Source organism: Rhabdobacter roseus (assembly GCF_014202275.1).
In the GTDB taxonomy this organism is placed as follows: domain Bacteria; phylum Bacteroidota; class Bacteroidia; order Cytophagales; family Spirosomataceae; genus Rhabdobacter; species Rhabdobacter roseus.
Genome location: NZ_JACHGF010000001.1, coordinates 208,502 through 231,018 on the forward strand (window position 1 = coordinate 208,502; position 22,517 = coordinate 231,018).

Here is a 22,517-nt window from a genome sequence, read left to right on the forward strand (position 1 = left end):
TTGGGAGGGCAAAGGTAGATAGAAAAAAGTATTAGGGCAATGAGTTGAGCGGTTTTTTTATACTTATTAAGCGAGCTCATTAAGGAATTTGCTTTGCGATTGACTCATAGATAGCCCTCATTCCTTTGTCCCCGGGGTGTGCCGCTACCCCCTGATCTTCAAATAAACCCTTGGCAGTATATGATTTATCTTCAAAGTATTGACTAATATCGACCAAACGATAATTATTTTTAGCAGCTACATTTTTAATTGCCTGGTTTGCTTGATCTCGCCCCGGCCAGAAGCTCGTTGTGCACAGTACAGTAGCTTTACTCTTGGATAATAGCCTCTTAATAAGCGCACTATATTTTTCCTGAAATTCTGACTCAATAGCTGCTTCGGCATTTTCGGCAATTCTCATAATAATGAGGTCAGGCATAAAATCTACGTATTCATCGGCCTGGGTAAAATCATATGTTTTGTAGTTCTTCTCAAATGAAACACCATTAAACAGCTTAATCTGTATCGTCGGATTGGCTTGCTGAAGTTTACGAGTTAGCAGATGTACAAAATCACTGTCGGGTCTGGAAGCAGCCATACCCCAATCACCTTTCCAACCTATCTGGGGATAGGGCCCATGACTCATAATGCTATTTCCAACAATAAGCACACGCTGGTAAAATAATGTAAAGTGAATTGAAGCTATCCTTGAAATAGTGTTATTACGGCGAATACGAGCCTGTATATTACCTGATTGACAGAGAAAGATAGAATCGTTCTGGATCCAGCTCTTCCCACTATCCCATGAATACTCGTATAGGGCATCAGTTGGAAGTGAATCCGCTTTTAGTTGGATGATTGTACCATAGGCTTGTTTTTCTTGCTCGGAGCTAAATAAAGGAATAGGGAGTAGGTTATCTTCAATGTAGTTCCCCTTCCCAGGGCAAGCTACGCACGGAGCATTACTGGTATCAGAGGATAAAGAATCTTGGGGGGCAGCGCAGGGAGGTTTTTCCACTACTGGGGGAATAGGCTCAAAATACTTATCACTACCAAAGCAAGCCACGAACATCCAACCAACTAGTACCAATAAACCTGCTAAGGGTAGCTTACATAACAAAGCCTTCATTTTAGTATATGTTTATACCTTAGGCAAGGTTTCTCAATGTAATTCCAAGATAACCATGCTAAGGGTAGCGTACAAACGAATGACATAACTACTAGTTGGCTTACATTCGTTGTGGCCCCCAGCCACAAAATGACAAGCCGCTGCACAGGAAAAGCGTAAATGTACAGACCATATGAGTAGTCTCCAAAGCGACCAAAAAAATTAAGAGGACTTACTTGGAAAGTAAAATATAGCACCAGGTAGGGTAGCGCTAGGTATCTAGCCCAGATTATTCCTGAAAGCGGAAAAAATGAGGTATGCTGTGACAAAAAGTAAGCGCCTAGCCAGAAGCCAAGCATGCTAACTGCTAGGGTACCTCGGTAAGCAATGTAATCCTTGAAATAAAAAGCAACCGCTCCAGCCACAAAATACATGCCAAAATCAATTAAGTTGAAGACTCTCAGATTAAGGAGGGGGAGCCTTCCGGTTGTAGAACTGAGGGGCTCATACCAAAAAAAGAAGGTACTCCAGAATAGCACGAATAGCAACAAGACAATTTTTTTGCGGTAGCTTCGGAATACTTTGAAGGCAATTAGTAAAGAGAGATAGCACGTAAATTCATAGGCAAGTGTCCATAGAGAGCCATTTACCATAGGATCATCAGACTCAAAAACACCTGGTAACCCGTCGGGGTAGTAGGGGTAAAGCTTTAAAATTAAGAAGTACTTATAAGTAGCAGAGGTACTCAAATACTCTGAAAATGAAAGGTTTGTTACCAGAGGGCCAAGCAGAAATACAGTAAAAAAAACAGCTACAAATAAACCTGGAAAAATTCGGATGGATCTCTTCCAAATAAAATTGGCCATAGAAGGACTATTTTCTAGGCTCTGCGCAATTAAGTAGCCGCTTATCACAAAAAATAAACATACTCCCATATGAGCTGTGGGGAACAAACCCTGAGAAAGAGCTTGAAGATAGTCCAGATTCCCTCTGCCCGACAAAGGATAAGTATGGCCGTAGATAACCAGGGACGCTCCTAAAAAACGAAGAAAGTCAAAGTTATTGGCATAAGAATGAGGGCTAAATGTAATCGGCCTCTGATTTTTTTTGAGGGGGCTGGCGTGTTTTAGCATGGTATTTGCGTCGGTTAGCACCGAAGCGGTAGGGAGTGAATAGTATATCCTTCTTACCTGTAAAAATAGGAAATATCCATCCAAATATATCTTAAGCCTTCAAAAACTAGCTATTGGTGTGCATCAATAGTACTGGTTTTTAGTCTATTAAGGTATTTCTTGAGAAATCTTCATCATCCAAACAGAAAAAAGCACAATCACTGGAACGGAAACTTTACTCAACTTAAATGAAACAGTTACATGTAATGCGTTTACTCAGAAGGCAAAAGACACTTTTCCTTCTGTTTTTTTTGGGAGCACTAGGCCCAAGTGCTAGTGGACAGACCTATAATAAGGTATTATTTATTGGTAATAGTATAACCCAGCATGGGCCCTTAGAATCTATAGGCTGGCACGGTAACTGGGGGATGGCAGCCAGCCGTGAAGAAAATGACTATGTGAATAAGGTCATGGAGGCGATCAGGAAAAAGAATCCACAGGCTACTTTTAGGCGTTTTCACGCAGTACCTTTTGAAAATAACTGGAATTCATATGATTATAGCCAATTAGATGACTCTAAACAATATGGTGCAGATCTGATTATTTTAAGAATCGGTGAGAATATAAATGATAGCAATGTCGATGCGCAAAACCTTCGACAAAGCTATTTACGGCTTATAGATGCCGTGTCTAGGCCTCAGGCAAAGATTATTCTTACTAATAGCTTTTGGAAAAATCATGCCAAGACGAATGCTGTCATTCAGAGTATAGCTACAGAACGCAATCTTCCTTTAGTCCATTTAACGGATCTTTCTGACGATCCCACAAACATGGCATATGGCTTATTTGCAGATCAGGGTGTTGCTATGCACCCTGGTGATAAGGGCATGGCCGCAATTGCCAACCGGATACTGAGCACGCTGAATCTAGAACAGCCACCAACTGACTCCCGGAGCTTTCATCGTTATCTAAGCCTGGGAATTATGAATACCAGCTCGGGAGACGAATATCTACCCGTAATGAAAAGAGCGGCTCAGGTAGGGATTAATACCTTTCTGTTGCATGTCAATTGGGAGAGGATTTATTCCCGACGCGGAGATAAGCCGAACTGGAGCCAGATAGACAAGCAAGTAGCATTGGCCAACCAATTGGGGTGTAAAATAATGCTTCGCATCTGGACGGCTCGGCATGATGATGTAGATAGCTGGTGGCCACAAGAAGCCATACCCATAAGCGGTGAAGGGAAAAGACAAGCTCGCTTGTCAGGTACAAGCTATAACCATAAGCCTTCAACCGCCGAGATAAAGAATTTTGTAAAAGAGGTGGCAATCCATTTTCAACCCCAACAGCAAGCTGGGAATATCATCTGTATTTCATTAGCAACAACCGAAACGGCTGAAATAGGCTATCATTATTCTTTTTGGGAGAATGGACATGAAAGTCTACAAGTTTATGATTACTCGGAAGCTTCCCGATTGGCTTTTCGAGAATGGTTGAATCAGAAGTATGGATCTGTGGCAGAACTAAATAAGGCTTGGAAATCGGATTATTCTTCTTTTAACGCCATTCATCCTCCCTATTTTGGAAAGGACCCCTGGAGTGCATTCTATTATGATATTGGCAAAGACTGGTATCTATTTCGACACTATGCATTAAAAAAGTTTTCGGACGAAATGATTGATGCTATCAAGGCCATTGAGTCAAGCTATCGTTTCGTGCATGAGATGGGTAGCTGTTTTGACGACATCAGCATAGTCCGCGGTACCCTAGCCTTCAAGGACTTATGTAAAAAAGCAGATGGATTGAAAGTAAACGATGATCCGACTTATCCTCACCGATTCGCCACCGACTTGCTCCGAACAAATCTACCAAATAAATTAATTGGTAATGAAGTGGATGGAGCGCGTACCTCTCATGGACCCAATGACTGGAAAAAACACGTTGATGAATGTTTTGATCATGGTGCTGATTGGGTCAATCTATTTGGGTTTGATAGTATGACTTCTTTGGCACGAGCAGAAGGAATAATTACAGAGATGTCTAACAAATGGCTAGCACAGCCCGTGCCTCAAATCAATCCCACTCAGGAAATTACTTATACGCTAACGGATGCTTTACGTGTAGGATTGAACAATGTACGGAACAAATGGAATCAGGAATATAATAAGTCACAAAAGCCCATAAGTGTATTGTTTACAGAAGATCTAATCGTTGATCCTGTCGTAGAGAATAATCCACCGACGGTTAAAGTACCTATACCAGATCAGCAAGGTACCGTGGATCAGTGGTTTCAGATGGAGATAAGCCGGGAAACGTTTCAGGATGAGGACGGTAGTATCGTAGCCCTAGAACCGCAAGCCTTACCGCCCGGCCTGGTACTGAACGGCTGGAGTCTGGAGGGGAGGCCCACGCAGGCGGGTGTGTTTACGGCAACAGTGAAGGCCTACGATAACGGCGGGGCCACGGTTAGTACTTCTTTTAAATTTACCGTAGCGCAGGCTCCCCCCGAAGAACCAAAAGTGAATCACCGGGTGAGTCTGTACGTGGCAGGAAACTTCCTTACGCGCCGGTTTTTGCGGGATATTCAGGATAATGATACCCTACGAGGTGCCGATATGCAGCAAACGCTCAATATTCTGGTTTCCCCACAGTCGGGTACGGTAGGAAGCTATGCGTTTAATCTAACGGGCCCTTACACCATTAGTAGCGTCGACGACAGGGCTCCTTACGGACTGTTTGGCGATAACGGCGGGTTAATCTTCCCCAGCGGAAACTACCTATTAACAATCCAGGCTTACACGGGTAGTACTACCAGTAGTACGCTGCTGGGTCAGGAGGCGGTTCGGTTTGTGATCGAGAACGACGAAGTAGAAGGCAACCAGCCTCCGGTACTTTACAAAAAGCCGGTCGACCTTTTTGCCAAAGTAAGCGAACCCTTTCAGTACCGTATTTCGGACAGTACTTTTGTGGATCCAGACGGCACGATCAAAACGTATACTATCGCAGGACTCCCCGATGGCCTGACCGGAGATGGCACGCTGATTCAGGGTACGCCCACTAAAAGCGGTATTTTTACGGTAAAAGTAAAGGCTACGGATAACGAAGGGGCCAGTGCCGAAACGCAGTTTACCTTTTCGGTTTCTACGGATAATTTCCCTCCTGTTGTCAATGGCTTGATTCCCGACCTGACGGCGAGTTTAGGTAAATCTTATAGCTACGGGCTGCCCGATGATCTATTTTTTGATCCCGATGGCAAGATCGTCTCCATCAGCATCGTGGGCGCTCCGGCAGGCTTGGTAGTTACCGGCTCCGAATTAAAAGGTACCCCCACGGCAGAAGGTGTGTACCAGATGGTGGCCACGGCCACCGACAACAGCGGTGCTTCCGTGCAGGTGATCTTCAAGCTCACGGTGGTGCGCGAAAACCAGCCGCCGGTGGTAGCCAAGGATATTGCCGACCAGTTTGCCACCGCGGGCAGGCCCTTTACCTTCGAGATTCCTCAAGGTACCTTTGTCGATCCCGACGGGCCCATCATTCGACTAGAAACGACGGGGCTGCCCGTGGGCCTGAGCTCCACCGGCTACGTCATCAGCGGAGTACCCGCCGACACGGGTAGTTACCAGATTACCGTTAAAGCGTACGACGCGGCCGAGGCGTGGGTAGAAACCAGCTTTATTCTAAAAGTGGGCGCTTCTAATCTTCCTCCTGAGCTAACCAAGCCAATTCCGGACCTGGTGGCGGTATTGGGTCAAACGTTCAGCTTCCAGGCTGATGAATATTTCCGCGATCCGGATGGTGAGGTAGAGTCTATAAGCATCGTAGGTGCTCCGGCGGGCCTTAGTTCGAAAGGAGCACTGTTAGAAGGTACCCCCACGGCGGAAGGTGTGTACCAGATGGTAGCCACGGCTACCGACAACAGCGGTGCTTCCGTGCAGGTGATCTTCAAGCTCACGGTGGTGCGCGAAAACCAGCCGCCGGTGGTGGCCAAAGACATACCCGACCAATTTGCCACCGCGGGCAAGCCCTTTACTTACGAGATCGCTCAAGGTACCTTTGTGGATTCAGACGGAGCGGTGGTGCGTTTGGAAACGACGGGGCTACCTGCGGGACTTAACTCCACCGGCTACGTCATCAGCGGGGTACCGGCCGACACGGGTAGTTATAAAATAGTAGTACGGGCGTACGACGCGGCCGAGGCGTGGGTAGAAACTACCTTCGTACTAAAAGTTGGCGCTTCCAATCTGCCTCCCGAGCTGTCCAAACCCATTCCGGACTTGGTGGCGGTGCTGGGCCAAGCGTTCAGCTTTGAAGCCGCCGAGTACTTCCGCGATCCGGACGGAGAAATTACTTCCATCCAACTCGTGGGTGCACCAGCGGGCTTGGCAGTTACCGGCTCCGAATTGAAAGGTACCCCCACGGCGGAAGGCGTGTACCAGATGGTGGCCACGGCTACCGACAACAGCGGCGCTTCCGTGCAGGTGATCTTCAAGCTCACGGTGGTGCGCGAGAACCAGCCGCCAGTGGTGGCCAAAGACATTCCCGACCAATTCGCAACGGCGGGCAAATCATTCACCTACGAGATCGCTCAAGGTACCTTTGTCGATCCAGACGGAACGGTAGTGCGGCTGGAAACGACGGGGCTGCCGACCGGCCTAAGCTCCACCGGTTATGTCATCAGTGGGGTACCGGCTGACACGGGTAGTTATAAAATAGTAGTACGGGCGTACGACGCGGGCGATGCTTGGGTGGAAACCAGCTTCCTCATTAAAGTTGGCGCTTCCAATCTACCTCCCGAGCTGGCCAAGCCGATTCCGGACCTGGTAGCAGTGCTGGGTGCAGCGTTCAGCTTTGAAGCTGCCGAGTACTTCCGCGATCCGGACGGAGAAATTACTTCCATCCAACTCGTGGGTGCACCAGCGGGCTTGGCAGTTACCGGCTCCGAATTAAAAGGTACCCCCACGGCCGAGGGTGTGTACCAGATGGTGGCCACGGCCACCGACAACAGCGGCGCTTCCGTGCAGGTGATCTTCAAGCTCACGGTGGTGCGTGAAAACCAGCCGCCGGTGGTGGCCAAAGATATTCCCGACCAATTTGCCACCGCGGGCAAGCCCTTTACTTACGAGATCGCTCAAGGTACCTTTGTGGATTCAGACGGAGCGGTGGTGCGTTTGGAAACGACGGGGCTACCTGCGGGACTTAACTCCACCGGCTACGTCATCAGCGGGGTACCGGCCGACACGGGTAGTTATAAAATAGTAGTACGGGCGTACGACGCGGCCGAGGCATGGGTGGAAACTACCTTCGTACTGAAAGTCGGTGCGTCGAATCTGCCGCCGGAGCTGGCCAAACCCATTCCGGACTTAATGGCGGTGCTAGGCGAATCCTTTAGCTTCAACGCCGCCGAGTACTTCCGCGATCCGGACGGCGAGGTAGTTTCTATCCAGCTCGTGGGCGCACCAGCAGGCTTGGCAGTTACCGGCTCCGAATTGAAAGGTACCCCCACGGCCGAGGGTGTGTACCAGATGGTGGCCACGGCCACCGACAACAGCGGTGCTTCCGTGCAGGTGATCTTCAAGCTCACGGTGGTGCGCGAAAACCAGCCGCCGGTGGTGGCCAAAGACATACCCGACCAGTTCGCCACCGCGGGCAAGCCCTTTACCTTCGAAATTTCCCAAGGTACCTTTGTCGACCCAGACGGGCCTATCATTCGATTGGAAACGACGGGCCTTCCGACCGGCCTGAGCTCAACGGGCTACGTCATCAGCGGGGTACCGGCCGACACGGGTAGTTATAAAATAGTAGTACGGGCGTACGACGCGGCCGAGGCGTGGGTAGAAACTACCTTCGTGCTGAAAGTCGGTGCGTCGAATCTGCCTCCCGAGCTCTCCAAACCCATTCCGGACTTGGTGGCGGTGATTGGGCAGGTGTTCAACTTCGACGCCGCCGAGTACTTCCGCGATCCCGATGGCGAGGTAGTTTCCGTCGCGTATACGTCCAGCCTGCCTACGGGCCTTACGGCCAACGGATCGAAGCTAGGCGGGAATCCAACGGCCGCCGGCACCTATACGCTTAAAGTAAAAGCCCGCGACGATAAAGGGGCCGAAACCGAGGTATCATTTAAGCTTCGCGTAGAGAGACCCGAACTGTACATTGACCTGTACCAGGCAGGCAACGCCGAAACCCGCAAAAAATTAAGGGCCATTGCCAACGCCGATATTATTGCCATAGGTACTTTACCCGATTTGGTCAACATCTTCGTATCCAGCAACGCCACTATTTCGTCCATTGTTTTCGAAATGGCGGGACCCGTAGTACGGAAATTTACCGACGAAAGTACCCCCTACGGGTTGTTTGGTGATAACGAAGGTTTCAAACCCGCCATAGGTACCTATCAGATCAAGGTGTCGGCTTATCGGGGGGGAACGCTCATTACCAGCCGCACGATCCGGTTCGACTTCATCCGGGCGGGCGATAGCAACGTGCGGGAAGGCGTAGCCGAATTCCTGCCCGAGCTGCTCTCAGAGCCCTGGAAAGCCTTCCCCAACCCGTACGTGGATCGCGTTCAGATCCAGCTGGATGTCTACGAATCTACTACCATCAAAGAGGTAGCGGTTTATTCGGCCGACGGACGGGCGTTGCCGCTGCGCGATTCGCAGTGGCGTCAGGAAGGAAGGGTACTTCAGGTCGACTTGTCCGAAAGTACCTCCCTGCCCGGAGCCTACCTACTGCGCGTTGGCGACTCGGCCGGTAAGCAACGGACGCTCCGAATCCTTAAAGCGCCGTAAGGCAACATCACGAAATATGAAAGCGAAGAAGCCCCTCCATGGGGCTTTTTTGTATAGTACCCAACCGTAGGTTTTTGGCGGCCACTGCCGCCGCCAGAAGCTCCTGGTAGTGATAGGCCACCGAGCCCGTAAAGTGTACCAGGTACCTGGCGGCGTCAGGATGACGAAGCACGTATTTTTCCAGATAAAGATCGAAAGCCCGGCCAATCAGCGCCCGCACAAAGGCATGCTCGCGGTGCTGACCAAGAAAGGGAGAAAACGCGGCAAAGTACCGGTTGGGGAAGGGTTGGCGGTAGGCGTGCTCCAGCACCGTCAGGCGATTTATTTCCGGAAAAGCCGCCCGAAAAGCTTCCTGAAGCTCATCGGGTAGTTCCTGGTGCAGGTAGTGAACCACCAGCTGCTTGCCCAGGTACCCCCCGCTCCCTTCGTCGCCCAGCCAGAAGCCCAGCGAGCCAATGTTATGGATGATCCGGGTGCCGTCGTACAGGGCGTTGTTGGAGCCCGTGCCCAGGATACACGCCAGCCCCGGTTCGTGCCCACAAAGCGCCCGCGCGGCGGCCAGCAAATCGCTGTGTACTTCCAGCGTACTGAGCGCCGGAAAGGTACTTGCCAAAGCCTGCCGAACGGGAAGGCTGCTGCGCGCATCGGCGCAGCCAGCGCCGTAGAAATAAAGTACCTCTACGCGCGCAGGTACCTGGGGCAGTACTTCCCGCCGCAGAATCTCCAGGATCGTGGCCTCGGTCTGGTAAAAAGGATTAAGGCCCGATGACTGAAAGCGCAGCAGGGGGGCGTGGGGAAGGTACCCCAGCCAGTCCGTTTTGGTAGAGCCGCTGTCGGCCAGCAACATCATAGCTTGTCTACCAGTTTTCCTACTACTTTAAACCGCTCAAAAACCCGGTGCGTGTGCGGGGCCGCGCTCAGTTCTTCCGTCAGATCCTGGCCTGCCCAGTGCTCGTAGTGCTTGCCGTTGCGCCACAAGCGCGAAGGCGCTACGTCGTAGATGATTCCCTGGTACGCACACCAGATCTCCTCCCGGTCCTGGCCGTTCCGCAGGGCCAGCTGCACGCGGGTATATTTTTTTGTAAACATTGTGTTTATAAGTACGTTAAACGGCCGTAGAATAAATTCAAACGTAGTTTTCTTGGCCATAGATTTGAAAATACGGTTTAAAAATCAGAAATTGGACCGGTAATGACAAGAATTGTTTTCGCGCAGCATATCAAGAATTTATAAACGTTCGTTTTCTAGTTTTACACAAATCCTATATCTACCAACAAAGCTATGAAAAAAGCTATATCCACCCTTTGGAGCGTGGTCCTGTTGACAGCCCTGCTCGTTGGAGGTTGCAAGAAACCGCCTCCCCCCATGTCTGAGCGCATTGCCAAAGCCTGGTCGGCGGAGTCCGTCAAGGAAGGAAGTACCGTGGTATTTACCAAGGGCGGAGCCGGTAATACCAAGCCCGGCTACTCAAATTTCAAGCTCACGTTTTTGGCCGGAGGCAACGTCACTTACAGCGAGCTGGACAACAATACCTTTAACGGACAGTGGGAATTGGTAGGGGACAACCGGCTCATTCTTAAAAACCTGACGCCGCAGCCCACCGGTACCAACGGCACCATCGAGTTTACGATCAATTCTTTTTCCGATACGCGCATGGTACTTACCCGCACTACGGCTAGTGTCAAAACGGGAGGTACCATCAATGAATATACCCTCAGCAACCCCTGATTGCTGTAACGATCCTTTTATTTATACCCAAGAAGCCACTTCCCAGCGAGGTGGCTTCTTGCTATTTTTGGGTTACCTTTGTATCATGGCACAACAACGAACCGAAATTGCAGAACTGGGCGAATTTGGCCTCATTGACCGGCTCCACGCCGGCATCAAAACTACCCTGCCCGATACCATAACGGGCATCGGCGACGACGCCGCCGTGCTGGATCTGGGTGAGGAGTACGGGTTGCTCACCACCGATTTGCTCCTTGAAAATGTTCATTTTGATCTGGCCTTTTACCCGCTCAAGCACTTGGGCTATAAAGCCGTGGCCGTCAATGTGTCGGATATAGCGGCCATGAACGGGATTCCGCGGCAAATCACCGTGAGCCTGGGCCTGAGCAACCGCTTCTCCGTGGAGGCCATCGAGGAGCTCTACGCCGGAATCAACGCGGCCTGTACCGATTTCCGCGTGGATCTGGTGGGGGGCGATACCTCCGCTTCCCGCTCCGGTTTGCTGATTTCGGTCAGTGTATTTGGTAAAGTTTCAAAAGAGAAAATAGCCTACCGGCACTCGGCCAAGGTCAGTGATCTTCTGTGCGTGTCCGGCGATTTGGGCGCGGCTTACCTGGGCCTCCAGGTACTTGAACGCGAAAAGCAAGTGTACCTGGCCGACCCGTCGATGCAGCCTGAGCTGGACGGAAAAGAGTACGTAATTCAGCGGCAACTCCGGCCCGAAGCCCGCATGGATGTGGTGTATGAGCTGGACGAAGCGGGTGTAGTACCTACGGCCATGATCGATGTCTCCGATGGCCTGGCGTCGGATCTGCTGCACCTGTGCCGCCGGTCAGAAGTAGGGGCGGTGGTATTTGAAGAAAACCTACCCATCGATGACCAGACGTACCTCGTCGCGACCGAGCTGAACATAGGTCCCATTACGGCTGCCATGAACGGCGGCGAAGACTACGAGCTGCTGTTCACGATCCGGCAAGCCGATTACGATAAAATCAAAAACAGTCCTAATATTTCGGTGATTGGCTTCATTACGGAGCCTGCCAACGGCGTGGTACTACATACGAAGGGCGGCAACCGGCACCCGATCACCGCCCAGGGCTGGACGCCGCTGTCGTCCTGAAGTACCTAGATGTACTTGGGGTCCAGGTGCTTGGCCTCAGACACCAGCTCTTTTACTTTCTGCTCTTCGTCTTTGCGGCAAATGAGCAGTACCCCGTCGTATTCGGCCACGATGAAGCCCTCCAGGCCGTTGATGACCACGAGCTTGTCGCTGGGGGTTTTGATAATGCAATTGTTGGTATTCTGAAGTACTACCTTGCCTTCCACCACGTTATCGTTTTCGTCACGCGTCGAGATTTCGTACAGCGATTTCCAGGTACCCAGGTCCGACCAGCCGAAGTCGCTGAGTACTACGTGTACGTTGTCCGCTTTTTCCATGATCCCGTTGTCGATCGAGATACTGCCGCAGTGTGAATACGCTTTATGAATGAAAGGAGTCTCCTGATCCGTAAAGAAGGTATGCGCGCCCTCCTCAAAAATTTCGGCGATCTCGGGCAGGTGTTTCTTTACCGCCTGCCTGATGGCCTGGGCATTCCAGACAAAAATGCCCGCGTTCCAGACGAAGTCGCCACTTTCCAGAAACTGAATGGCCATTTCCAGCTGAGGCTTTTCGGTAAAGGTTTTGACTTTTTTTACGGTACGTTTGTCAGGAATGTACTGAATGTACCCGTAGCCCGTGTCAGGACGGCTGGGCTGGATGCCGAGCGTCACCAGGATATCTTCCTGCCGGGTGGCGGCTAGGGCAATCCGGATGGTGTCCCGGAATAACTCCTCTTTCAGAATGATATGATCGGCGGGAGCGACGATGATGTTCGCGTTGGGATTCTGGGTAGCAATCTTATAGCTGGCGTAGGCCACGCAGGGAGCCGTATTGCGGCGGTGGGGTTCCAGCAGGAGCTGGTCATGGCCCAGGGCGGGTAGCTGCTGTTTTACTAAATTCTTGTATTCGTGGCTGGTTACAATGTAGATGTTCTCATAAGGACAAATGCCTTCAAACCGCTCCACGGTTTGTTGGAGCAGGGATTTTCCCGTCCCGAGTACGTCATGAAACTGTTTGGGGTAGCTGGTGCGGCTAAAAGGCCAAAAACGGGTACCTACGCCCCCGGCCATAATTACTACGTACGTATCTTTCATTAGGTCTAGCGATCAAGTTGAAGGAAATGGATTAAAACAAAGTTACAGTTTTTGACTTACTAATGGTTGTTAGAATTCTTCTAACCATTTTGTTTCGTTTCAGGCAAGCCCGTTGCTTAAATAACCATACCCAGCCCGGCTCAGCCGCTTCCCAGACAAAATGGCAATAGGCGCTTTTCGTCAGCTTACTACCCGCGATTGCGCGTACGTATAGTTATCCACGCAGGGGGGCTTTCGGGAAATTATGGTAGAGTCAATAGATAGGCTATTACTACCTTTCAAAGTACCTGGCGACGTCTTTTGCACCTTGCCAAAGCCACCTTTTGTACTATTTGGATAATTCCCGCCAGCAAAATTGCAATTTTAAAATAATAAGAAGAAAAAATAGAATATAAATAATAGTTATTGCTATAATTACGTCCATGAATCATCAATAAACTTTAAATCTTTGGAGACGTATGCGTAAATACACTACCAGGCGGGTATTTTACCTGTTGTTAGTATTGCTTGTAGCCAATGCTAGCGCGGCCCTTGCCCAAGATAGGGCCCTATCCCTGACGGGGAGAGTACTTGATGCCGCTTCGCGGGAGCCGCTCATTGGAGTGAGCGTGCAGGTAAAAGGGCGGGTGATCGGTACCATTACCGACGCCGACGGGCGGTTTAGCTTTACCACGACTACGCCCCCACCTTTTCAATTGACGGTAACTTCCGTTGGCTACGAAACCCAGGAAATAAACGTCACGGCTGCGCAAAGTACCTTCGAGATAAGCCTGCGCGAGCAGGCCATTATGGGCCAGGAGGTTATCGTGTCGGCGTCTAGGGTAGAAGAGAGCGTTATGAAGTCACCAGTGGCCGTGGAGCGCATGGACATCCGGGCGATTCGGGAAACTCCGGCGGCTAATTTCTACGACGGCCTGGCCAACCTGAAAGGCATCGACATGGCTACCCAGGGGATGCTCTTTAAGTCCATCAACATGCGGGGCTTCGGAGCGACCGGAAACCCCCGGATGGTGCAGATGATCGACGGCATGGACAACTCCGCGCCGGGCCTCAACTTCCCGGTAGATAATATTGTGGGTATGCCCGAGCTGGACGTGGAGAGCGTGGATATTCTGCCCGGAGCTGCTTCGGCACTGTACGGACCCAACGCCATCAACGGACTGGTACTTATGAACAGTAAGAGTCCTTTTCTGTACCAGGGCCTGAGCGCTACCTTGCGGGGTGGGCTCATGCACGAGGCGAGCCGGGCGCAGGCCACGACGCCTTTTACGGACGTGTCGGTACGATATGCCAAGGCGTTCAACGATCGGTTGGCCTTCAAGGTTAATTTTTCCTACCTGCAAGCCAAAGACTGGGAAGCGACCAACTACGCCAACCTCAACGTAGGCGGAAACGCCGATCCTAACCGCGGTGCCGGTACCAAACTGGACTATGACGGCGTAAACGTATACGGCGATGAGGCCCAGGCCAACATAAATACGGTAGCGCTGGCCTTAGCCGCTCAGGGCTTACTACCAGCGGCGGCCGTAGGGCTGGTACCCAGCGTAAACGTAAGCCGGACGGGTATCCTGGAGCGAGATCTGGTGGATTACAACACCCGAAGTTTTAAATTTAACGGTGGGCTGCACTACCGCGTCAACGACAAGATCGAGGCCGTAGCGCAGCTCAACTACGGCTACGGCACTACCGTATACACCGGTACGGGACGCTATGCGCTCCGAAATTTCAACATTACGCAAGGGAAACTAGAGCTGCGCGGCGACAACTTTACGCTGCGGGCCTACACCACGCAGGAGCGCTCGGGTGACTCCTACACGGCGGGGCTGGCGGCGGTATTTCTAAATGAAGCCTGGAAGCCCAGCTCCCAGTGGTTTGGACAGTATACGGGAGCCTTTGCCCAGGCCCGCGCCCAGGGTGTACCCGAGGCCCAAGCCCACCTGGCCGCCCGCGGCGTAGCCGATACCGGACGCCCCATACCCGGCACGGAGGCTTATAGCGTGCTGTACGAGCGAGTGCGTAATACGGCCATCAACGAGGGCGGAGGGGCCTTTTCGGACAAGTCCAACCTGTACCATGCCGAAGGTCTTTATAACTTCAAGAATGAAATAAAATTTGTGGAAATCCTAGCCGGTGCCAACTACCGCCTGTACGAGCTACGGTCGGCAGGTACGTTGTTTGCCGATCAGGTGGAAGACCGCAACGGCAAGATCACTATCGGGGAGTACGGCGGGTTTGTGCAGGCGGGCAAAAACCTCCTGCAAAATCACCTGCGGCTTACCGGCTCAATCCGCTACGACAAGAATCAGAACTTCAAGGGGCAGTTTACGCCCCGCGTCTCGGCCGTAACGACCTTCGGTGAACACAACATCCGCCTTTCGTACCAAACGGGCTTCCGGATACCCACGACCCAGAACCAGTACATCGACCTGCTCGTACCCAACGCCCGTCTTATTGGAGGTCTGCCGGAATTTGTGCAACGCTACGGCCTCAACAACGCCTACACCCGCGAGAACGTAGCGCAGTACGGAGATGCTGTCCTCCAAGGTACCCAAAACCAGGCCATCCAGCAGCAGGCTACACAGCTCATTACCCAGCAGGTAACTGCCGCCGTCACGGGCGCGGTACAGGCCGCTGTAGCTGCCGGACAAATCCCCAACGATCCGCAGGTGATCCAAGGCGCCATTGCCCAGGGTGTACAAGCTCAACTACCCGCCGCCTTGCAACAAAACCTTGCTACGGCCGTACAGGGGCTGGCGGCGCTGGGAGCCATAGGAATGCTGACCCCCTACCAGCCCAAGGAATTCAAACCCGAGCGCGTGGCCAACTACGAAATAGGCTACCGGGGGCTCATTGGCCGGAAACTCTTCGTGGACGCTTACTACTACTTCAGCGAGTATACCAATTTTATCGGAAACGTGATTTTATTAAAGCCCACGGCTTCCATTGCCCCAGGACTACTGCCGGAAGCCACGGGGGTACTTAGCGGCAATACCCGCCAGGTATATTCCCGGCCCACCAACAGCAGCGAAAAGATACGCGCCAGTGGCTGGGCCCTTGGGCTCAACTACGCGCTGCCGCACAGCTTCAACGTGGGGGCCAACATCGCCAACAACGAGCTTCGTGACTTCGTCCCTTCGCCCGAGGTGCAGTTTTCGGGTTTCAATACGCCCACGTACCGCTATAACCTCTCGTTTGGGCGGCGCATCAGTAGTTCCAACCGCCTGGGTTTCAACCTGGCTTTCCGTCATCAGGATGCCTTTTTGTGGGAGGCCGGGTTTGTGCAGCCTAGTACCGCCGGGGTGCCGCTGTTTGGTACTACCAGGGTACCTGCCATCAATAACCTGGACGCGCAGGTGAGTTTGAAAATCCCGTCCATCAAGTCCATTGTGAAAGTAGGGGGCACCAACCTCACCGGCAAAACCTACTTCCAGGCCTACGGCAGCGCCATGGTAGGTTCTACCTTCTACGTTTCGCTGACGTTCGACGAGCTCCTGAACTAAACCGAAAGGTACCTCTCAGGAAACAAAAAGAGCGGGGGTCCATTTTTGAATGGACCCCCGCTCTTTTTGGCTAAAGGTTATGGCCTATACCTGTACCTTTTTGTGTTCGCCTTCGTCGTACTGCTCACCCGTAATCAGTGCTTTGGCAATATGGTAGGCCTGAACCATGTTAGACGAGGTACTGTCCCAGTACTCGGCTTCTTTTATTTTCACTTTCAGCAGCGTCAGGTCCGGATCTTCGAGGCCTTTCGGAAACCACGCTTTGGCCACCGAGTTCCAGAGCTCCTCCTTGAGCGCCGGGTCGTCTTCGATGGAGGCCGTACCCGTGATCGACACGTACGAGTGCGAATCTTTATCAGCGTAGCTCAGGTTTACGTCCGGGTGCTGAATGAGTTCGTCGGTCTTGGGCGACGAGCGGCTGGTAAAGAACCACAGACAGCCGTCGGCGTCAAACTTCTGCGTTTGCATGGGGCGGCTGCGGTGGTCACCGTTGCTTTCCATGGTGGTCAGCATCCCTACTTCTATTTTATCAATAAGCTCCTGAATCTTATCCAGCTGCTGAGTGGTTTCTTCGGTCTTCATGGGTATAGACGTTTTTTTTCGCGTAACTACTTTTTTCTATACCCATGCTTTACCAAAACAATGCCAGGCAGTCTGAAGGTACCTCCACTATCCGTAAGGGTACTTTGTATGAATCCTGTTGACAAATGTACCCAGTCTTGGTCCTGGCTACTCTTTGGGCCCAAAGGCCAGGTCACCGGCGTCGCCCAGGCCGGGTACGATGTAGAAGTGCTCGTTGAGGTGCTCGTCGAGCGCGCCCAGCCAGAGCCTGCACTCGGGCATCCGGGTACGCAGGTACTCCACGCCCTCGGGGCTGGCAATGACCGAGGCAATGTGCGTCTGAGCCGGAATGCCGAAGCGCAGCAGCGCGTGGTACACCTTCTCGATGGAGCGCCCCGTGGCCAGCATCGGGTCCATGATGATGAGCGTCTTGCCGTGCAGGTTGGGGCTGGTGATGTAGTCCATCTCGATCTCAAACTCGTCGTCGTTGAGGTGAATGCCTCGGTAGGCACCGATGAAGGCATTCTCGGCCTGGTCGAACATCGACAAAAACCCCTGGTGAAACGGCAAACTGGCCCGCAGGATGGTAGCCAGCACCAGTGGCTGGCGCAGGCGCACACTCGGCGCGGTACCCAGCGGCGTCTGGACCTTCTCGGACCGGTACGAGAGCGTTTTGGATATTTCGTAAGCCAGCAGCTCGCCCACGCGCTCCAGGTTCCGGCGAAACCGCAGGCGGTCGCGTTGGATGTTCACGTCTCGTAGTTCGGCCAGGAAATGATCGGCAATGGAGGGCTTTTGGCAAAGAATAAACATGTCGTAACGGTTTTAGGAGCAAACAGTGACGATAATACAAATTGATTGTCTAATTTGGCGTCTTCTTCGGCGGGAAATTTTTGAGAGCCGCTTTTGAGTAGCAATAAGTCAAGGTGAAGAATCGTATCCCACATGCCTCAATCTGTACGTAAATTTTTGATTATAATGGGGTTAGGGGTACTTGGCCTTTCCCGTACCTCCGCCCAAAGTACCTTCATCCCGCTCAACGACGACTACTACCACCTCATCGACCGGCTGGAGATCAAGCGGGGGAAATTGTCGGAGGGCTTCCATTCCAACATGAAGCCTTTTGAGCGGAAGGCCGTGGTGCAACTCACCGACAGCATCCTGGCCGACGGCAGGGTGCGCCTCACGCGCGTGGACGCCGCGACCATCAACTACCTCCGCAACGACAGCTGGGAATGGACCCTGGGTACGCCCCAGGTACCTACGCCTGCCGCCGACAGCGCCCAGCTGGACAGCACCGGCGTCTCGACCGACGCCTACTCCTCGCTCTCGCGGCTGGGGTCCATCGAGACTACCCGCCGAAATCGGACGTTCTGGTCACACCCGGCCGATCTGTACAGCATCCATAACGAAGACGTGGACCTGCACGTCAACTTCACGACCAACAACTTCTACGGCCGTGAAAACGATACCCCGAGCGCGCTCTGGTTTACGGGCCGGGGCGTGGAGATCCGGGGTATGGTGAACCAAAAGCTGGGCTTTTACACCTTCGTATCCGACAACCAAGGTACTTTTGCCGATTACGTGCGGCGCTATGCCTGGCAGTATAACTTTCCGGGGGAGGGCCTGGCCAAAACGCTTCGCAACACGGGCGTGGACTTCTTGTCGGCGCGGGGGTACATTACCTTCCGGCCCCTCAAGAGCATCAACGTGCAGTTTGGGCACGACCGCAACTTCATCGGCAGTGGTTACCGCTCCATGATTCTGTCGGACAACAGCAGCCCCTACCTCTTTATGCGCATCGAAACGCACCTGGGGCGCTTTCATTATACCAACCTCTGGGCCAGCATGATCAACACCCAGGACACGCCCAGCCGTGATATGCTGCGCAGCAAGAAGTACGCCGCCATGCACCACCTCAGCATCAACCTCACCGACCGCCTCAACGTGGGCGTATTTGAGGCCGAGGTATTCAAGCGGGATAGTACGCAGGGTGGTTTCGATCCCAACTACCTCAATCCCATCATTTTTTACCGCTTTGTGGAGTCCTACCTGGGTAGTGAAGACAACGCCCTGCTGGGCTTTGATTTTCGGTGGCTGGCGGGGCGGCGGCTGTCGGTGTACGGGCAGTTTATTCTGGACGAATTCCTGACCAAGTACTTCTTTAGCAGTAGCGGCTCCTGGACCAAGAAGTACGCGGGCCAGCTGGGTATCAAGTACATCGACGCTTTTGGTATTCCGAACCTGGACCTGCAGGCCGAATATAACGTGGCGCGGCCTTACCAATACACCCACCGCGACGGCGGCCGCAACTACGTGCATTACCGGCAGCCGCTGGCGCACCCCCTGGGTGCCAACTTCCGGGAGTGGGTGGGGATTTTGCGGTATAAAATGACCCCGCGCCTTACCACCTACTATACGCTCAGCTGGACCAACCAGGGCCTGGACCGCTACGGCGAAAACTGGGGTAGCAACCTTTTGCCCGACTACGAAACCCGCATGAGCGACTTTGGTAATACCATTGCGCAGGGTGTGACGTCCCATACGTTATTCTCCGACGTAAGGCTTTCCTACATGCTGACGCATAATCTTTTCATCGACGGGAGGTACCTTTGGCGGCGTCAGGACCGGCCCGGCGAAAACATTACCCAAAGTACCAACCTCGCCACAATAGCCCTTCGCTACAATATTCCGTATCGTCTACAGACGTTTTAAGTTTTTCGAATTTTTAAAGTAAGCTTTCATGATGGAATTTCAGCAGGCAATCAGTCAGGAGCTGGGGGAAGCCCAGCGCGTTCTTGACAACTTTTTGAGTGAACCCAAGCACCTCGAGGCCATCGAGCAGGCCGCCCGACTCATGGTGGAGGCTATTCAGAACAACCATAAAATCATTTCCTGCGGCAACGGCGGCTCCCACTGCGACGCCATGCACTTTGCCGAGGAGCTCTCGGGCCGCTACCGCGAAAACCGCCGTGCCCTGCCCGCCATGGCTATTTCGGACGTGAGCCACCTGAGCTGCGTGGGCAACGACTACGGCTACGAGTACGTGTTCTCAAGGTACCTGGAAGCACTGGGACAAGCGGGCGATGTGCTGCTGGGCATCAGTACAAGCGGCAATTCAAAAAATGTGATCAGAGCGGTGGAAGCCGCCCGCGCCAAGGGCATGAAGGTAATCATTCTGTCGGGCCGGGATGGCGGTGAGCTAGCCGGGATGGCCGACGTCGAGATCCGGGTACCGCACACGGGCTTTGCCGACCGCGTGCAGGAAATCCACATCAAGATCATTCATATTTTTATTCTGTTGATCGAGAAAATGGTCCTTTAAAAGGTACTTATTACACCAAAAAAAGGGGTACTTCCGGCTTAGCGGCAAGTACCCCTTTTTTTGGTGCCAAGTACCCTACCACTTGGTGCGGCCCATGGTCCACTTGATGCCCTCCAGCAGGTTCTTCATGAAGAGCGGCTCCTGAAACGACTCGTCGGTATGGCCGCCGCCGGTGTAGAAAGCCCGGCCGCCGTCAAACTCGTGGTACCACAGGATGGGGTGGATGCGTCCGTTCTTGCCGCCCTGGTAGCTGCCTTCGTCGAGCGTGGCCAGTACCTTGATCCCCGGCTGGATGCTTTTGTAGTTGTACCATTCGTCGTAGCGCCGCCAGCGGTTGGGCAAGAAACTGGTCGCGGGCGTCGAATGGTTCCAAACGTCGATGTCGGCGTTTTGCTGCTTGGGATGACTCAAAAAGTACGCCCCCACCAGCTTGTTGTACCAGGGCCAGTCGTACTCGGTATCGGCGGCGGCGTGGATACCCACAAAGCCGCCCCCCTTCTGGATGTACTGCTCGAAGGCGGCCTGCTGCTCGTCGTTCAGGATGTTGCCCGTGGTACTCAGGAAGATGATGGTTTTGTACTTACGCAATTGATCGTAGGTAAATACCGAAGCGTCCTCGGTGGTATCTACCCGAAAGCGGTTAGCCTGCCCGAGCTCCATCAGGGCCTTTTTGCCCGCCGGAATGGAGCTGTGGCGAAAGCCAGCCGTTTTGGAAAAAACCAGAATGGCATCGCGCGCGGGGGGCGTGGCCCAGGCGGCGGGTACCAGGCCGCTTGCGAGCAGGAGGAGCAATAAATAGAAGCGTTTCATAGGTCGTTTTGGGGTCATAATAAATTCAAAAAATGGATTATCAAAAAAGTAGGGTAGTTGCTACTTAAAAGTACCTTGGCTAATGCCACCAGGTACCTAGTTGGTCGCTATTTTTTTCTTGCCCATGGCCCACAGAATTCCCTCCCGGATGTGATCCAGAAACAGCGGCTCCGTGTAGGAGGCCGGCGTATGGCCAAAGCCCGTGTAGAAGGAGCGCCCGCCGTCGAACTCGTGGTACCACACAATGGGGTGGTTGCGGCCGTGCTTACCGCCCTGGTAGCTGCCTTCGTCCATGGTGGCCAGTACCTTAATGCCCGGCTGAATGTCGCGGTAGTTGTACCACTCGTCGAAGCGGTTCCAGCGGTTGGGAAGTACCCGCGTGGCTGGGTGTACTTTGTTCCAAACGTCGATGGAAGCGGGCTGCGGCTTGGGGTGGTCCAGGAAGTAGGCCCCTACGAGCTTATTGAACCAGGGCCAGGTGTACTCGGTGGTGGAGGCTCCGTGAATGCCCACAAAGCCACCGCCCCGGCGGATGTACTCCTGAAAGGCCGTCTGCTGTTCGTCGTTGAAGACGTCGCCGGAGGTACTTAGAAACACAATGGCTTTGTACTGGCGCAGGTTGGCGGCCGTGAAGGCGGCGGCGTCTTCGGTGGTATCAACGCGGATGTTGTTTTCTTTACCTAGTTTAAGGAGCGCACGTTTGCCGTCGGGGATGGAAAGGTGCCGAAAACCGGCAGTTTTGGAAAAAACCAGGATGGCGTCGCGCGCGGGGGCGGTGGCCAGCAACGAGAAGCCCGCCAGCAGGATAGCAAGGGTACTTAGAAAAGATTTCATACCATGAAAATAGAATTAAATGACAAAGCGAGCGAACCGGGCTTGCATACTTGCCCAAAACCCCGTTTTTTTATAAAAAGACGACAAACTTAACCCCGAACCATGAAAGTACGGCCCGCTGCCCTGATCATTGAGAACGAAAAGATCCTGACGATGCGCTACCGCTACGGCAGCACGGACGTATACGCCCTGCCGGGAGGCAATCCCGATCCGGGCGAAAGCCTGACGGAAGCCCTGCAACGGGAATTGCGGGAAGAGCTGGGCGTAGCGACGGAAGTACAGGAGATGGTACTTTGCGGGGAGGTACTTTTGGGCGGCTCGCCCAAAGACACCCTGCACACGATTTTCCGGGCGCGTCTGCTGGGCGGTACGCCCGGCCTCGATCCCGAACATACCACGGCCCTGGAGCTGGTGTGGGTACCTCGGGCCGAGCTGGGCACCCGGCGCATGTACCCCCACGTAGGCAAGTACCTGCAAAGGTACCTGGAGGGTAACCTGCCGATGCTGTACCTGGGGCCCATCGCGCAGCCCTACGTAGCGGAATAAACAAAAAAGAGGTACCCCGCGCGGGGTACCTCTTTG

16 protein-coding genes and 1 pseudogene are annotated in these 22,517 nt (G+C 53.0%); 8 read left to right on the forward strand and 9 right to left on the reverse strand.

Going from position 1 to position 22,517, the window contains the following annotated elements:
- Positions 1 to 79 precede the first annotated feature (79 nt).
- Both HNQ92_RS00850 and HNQ92_RS00855 read right to left on the reverse strand, forming a co-directional pair.
- Positions 80 to 1,108: an SGNH/GDSL hydrolase family protein gene (locus HNQ92_RS00850; RefSeq protein WP_184169506.1), complete on the reverse strand. Its 1,029-nt coding sequence runs from the start codon at positions 1,106 to 1,108 to the stop codon at positions 80 to 82.
- Positions 1,105 to 2,220 (reverse strand): acyltransferase family protein, encoded by a 1,116-nt coding sequence (locus HNQ92_RS00855; protein WP_184169508.1) that lies wholly within the window; start codon positions 2,218 to 2,220, stop codon positions 1,105 to 1,107. The genes HNQ92_RS00850 and HNQ92_RS00855 overlap by 4 nt, the downstream gene beginning before the upstream one ends.
- Before the next feature lie 1,142 nt (positions 2,221 to 3,362).
- Between HNQ92_RS00855 and HNQ92_RS29250 the strand changes: the two are divergent.
- Positions 3,363 to 3,914 (forward strand): annotated as a pseudogene (locus tag HNQ92_RS29250) (beta-galactosidase); the annotation flags it as partial.
- A 474-nt stretch (positions 3,915 to 4,388) separates the two neighbouring features.
- Positions 4,389 to 8,984, forward strand: coding sequence for a putative Ig domain-containing protein (locus HNQ92_RS00860; protein ID WP_246439392.1), 4,596 nt, complete (start codon positions 4,389 to 4,391; stop codon positions 8,982 to 8,984).
- A 7-nt stretch (positions 8,985 to 8,991) separates the two neighbouring features.
- Here the strand turns inward: HNQ92_RS00860 and HNQ92_RS00865 are convergent, their stop codons facing one another.
- Together HNQ92_RS00865 and HNQ92_RS00870 are read right to left on the reverse strand one after the other, a co-directional pair.
- Positions 8,992 to 9,834, reverse strand: coding sequence for an N-acetylglucosamine kinase (locus HNQ92_RS00865; RefSeq protein ID WP_184169512.1), 843 nt, complete (start codon positions 9,832 to 9,834; stop codon positions 8,992 to 8,994).
- Positions 9,831 to 10,073 carry a cytochrome b5 domain-containing protein gene (locus HNQ92_RS00870; protein ID WP_184169514.1) on the reverse strand — a complete coding sequence of 81 codons (243 nt, stop codon included), beginning with the start codon at positions 10,071 to 10,073 and terminating at the stop codon, positions 9,831 to 9,833. The genes HNQ92_RS00865 and HNQ92_RS00870 overlap by 4 nt, the downstream gene beginning before the upstream one ends.
- A 192-nt stretch (positions 10,074 to 10,265) precedes the next feature.
- Here HNQ92_RS00870 and HNQ92_RS00875 point away from each other — a divergent pair, with 192 nt between their 5' ends.
- A complete protein-coding gene (locus tag HNQ92_RS00875) occupies positions 10,266 to 10,712 on the forward strand; it encodes a hypothetical protein (RefSeq protein WP_184169516.1) in 447 nt (148 codons plus the stop codon).
- Between the two features lie 85 nt (positions 10,713 to 10,797).
- Positions 10,798 to 11,832, forward strand: coding sequence for a thiamine-phosphate kinase (thiL, locus tag HNQ92_RS00880; protein WP_184169519.1), 1,035 nt, complete (start codon positions 10,798 to 10,800; stop codon positions 11,830 to 11,832).
- 5 nt (positions 11,833 to 11,837) lie between these two features.
- Here thiL and HNQ92_RS00885 read toward each other — a convergent pair whose 3' ends face one another.
- Positions 11,838 to 12,905, reverse strand: coding sequence for a mannose-1-phosphate guanylyltransferase (locus HNQ92_RS00885; RefSeq protein WP_184169521.1), 1,068 nt, complete (start codon positions 12,903 to 12,905; stop codon positions 11,838 to 11,840).
- A gap of 458 nt (positions 12,906 to 13,363) precedes the next feature.
- Between HNQ92_RS00885 and HNQ92_RS00890 the strand changes: the two genes are divergently transcribed.
- The gene (locus tag HNQ92_RS00890) at positions 13,364 to 16,405 is read left to right on the forward strand and encodes a carboxypeptidase-like regulatory domain-containing protein (RefSeq protein WP_184169524.1); all 3,042 of its coding nucleotides are present in this window, start codon (positions 13,364 to 13,366) and stop codon (positions 16,403 to 16,405) included.
- 84 nt (positions 16,406 to 16,489) lie between these two features.
- Here the strand turns inward: HNQ92_RS00890 and HNQ92_RS00895 are convergent, their stop codons facing one another.
- Entirely contained in the window at positions 16,490 to 16,987 is a 498-nt protein-coding gene (locus tag HNQ92_RS00895) for a pyridoxamine 5'-phosphate oxidase family protein (RefSeq protein WP_184169527.1), read from the reverse strand.
- A 147-nt stretch (positions 16,988 to 17,134) separates the two neighbouring features.
- Positions 17,135 to 17,779, reverse strand: coding sequence for a uracil phosphoribosyltransferase (upp, locus tag HNQ92_RS00900; RefSeq protein WP_184169530.1), 645 nt, complete (start codon positions 17,777 to 17,779; stop codon positions 17,135 to 17,137).
- A 132-nt stretch (positions 17,780 to 17,911) separates the two neighbouring features.
- Here upp and HNQ92_RS00905 point away from each other — a divergent pair, with 132 nt between their 5' ends.
- Both HNQ92_RS00905 and lpcA read left to right on the forward strand, forming a co-directional pair.
- Positions 17,912 to 19,681, forward strand: coding sequence for a hypothetical protein (locus HNQ92_RS00905; protein WP_184169533.1), 1,770 nt, complete (start codon positions 17,912 to 17,914; stop codon positions 19,679 to 19,681).
- Positions 19,682 to 19,712: 31 nt separating this feature from the next.
- The gene (lpcA, locus tag HNQ92_RS00910) at positions 19,713 to 20,291 is read left to right on the forward strand and encodes a D-sedoheptulose 7-phosphate isomerase (RefSeq protein WP_184171726.1); all 579 of its coding nucleotides are present in this window, start codon (positions 19,713 to 19,715) and stop codon (positions 20,289 to 20,291) included.
- A gap of 75 nt (positions 20,292 to 20,366) precedes the next feature.
- Here lpcA and HNQ92_RS00915 read toward each other — a convergent pair whose 3' ends face one another.
- Positions 20,367 to 21,101 (reverse strand): ThuA domain-containing protein, encoded by a 735-nt coding sequence (locus HNQ92_RS00915; RefSeq protein ID WP_184169536.1) that lies wholly within the window; start codon positions 21,099 to 21,101, stop codon positions 20,367 to 20,369.
- A gap of 96 nt (positions 21,102 to 21,197) precedes the next feature.
- Complete coding sequence (locus HNQ92_RS00920) at positions 21,198 to 21,935, reverse strand: ThuA domain-containing protein (RefSeq protein ID WP_184169538.1); 738 nt, start codon at positions 21,933 to 21,935, stop codon at positions 21,198 to 21,200.
- Positions 21,936 to 22,037: 102 nt separating this feature from the next.
- Here HNQ92_RS00920 and HNQ92_RS00925 point away from each other — a divergent pair, with 102 nt between their 5' ends.
- On the forward strand, positions 22,038 to 22,481 hold the full coding sequence (locus HNQ92_RS00925; protein ID WP_184169540.1) for an NUDIX domain-containing protein: 444 nt from the start codon (positions 22,038 to 22,040) through the stop codon (positions 22,479 to 22,481).
- Positions 22,482 to 22,517: the final 36 nt, after the last annotated feature.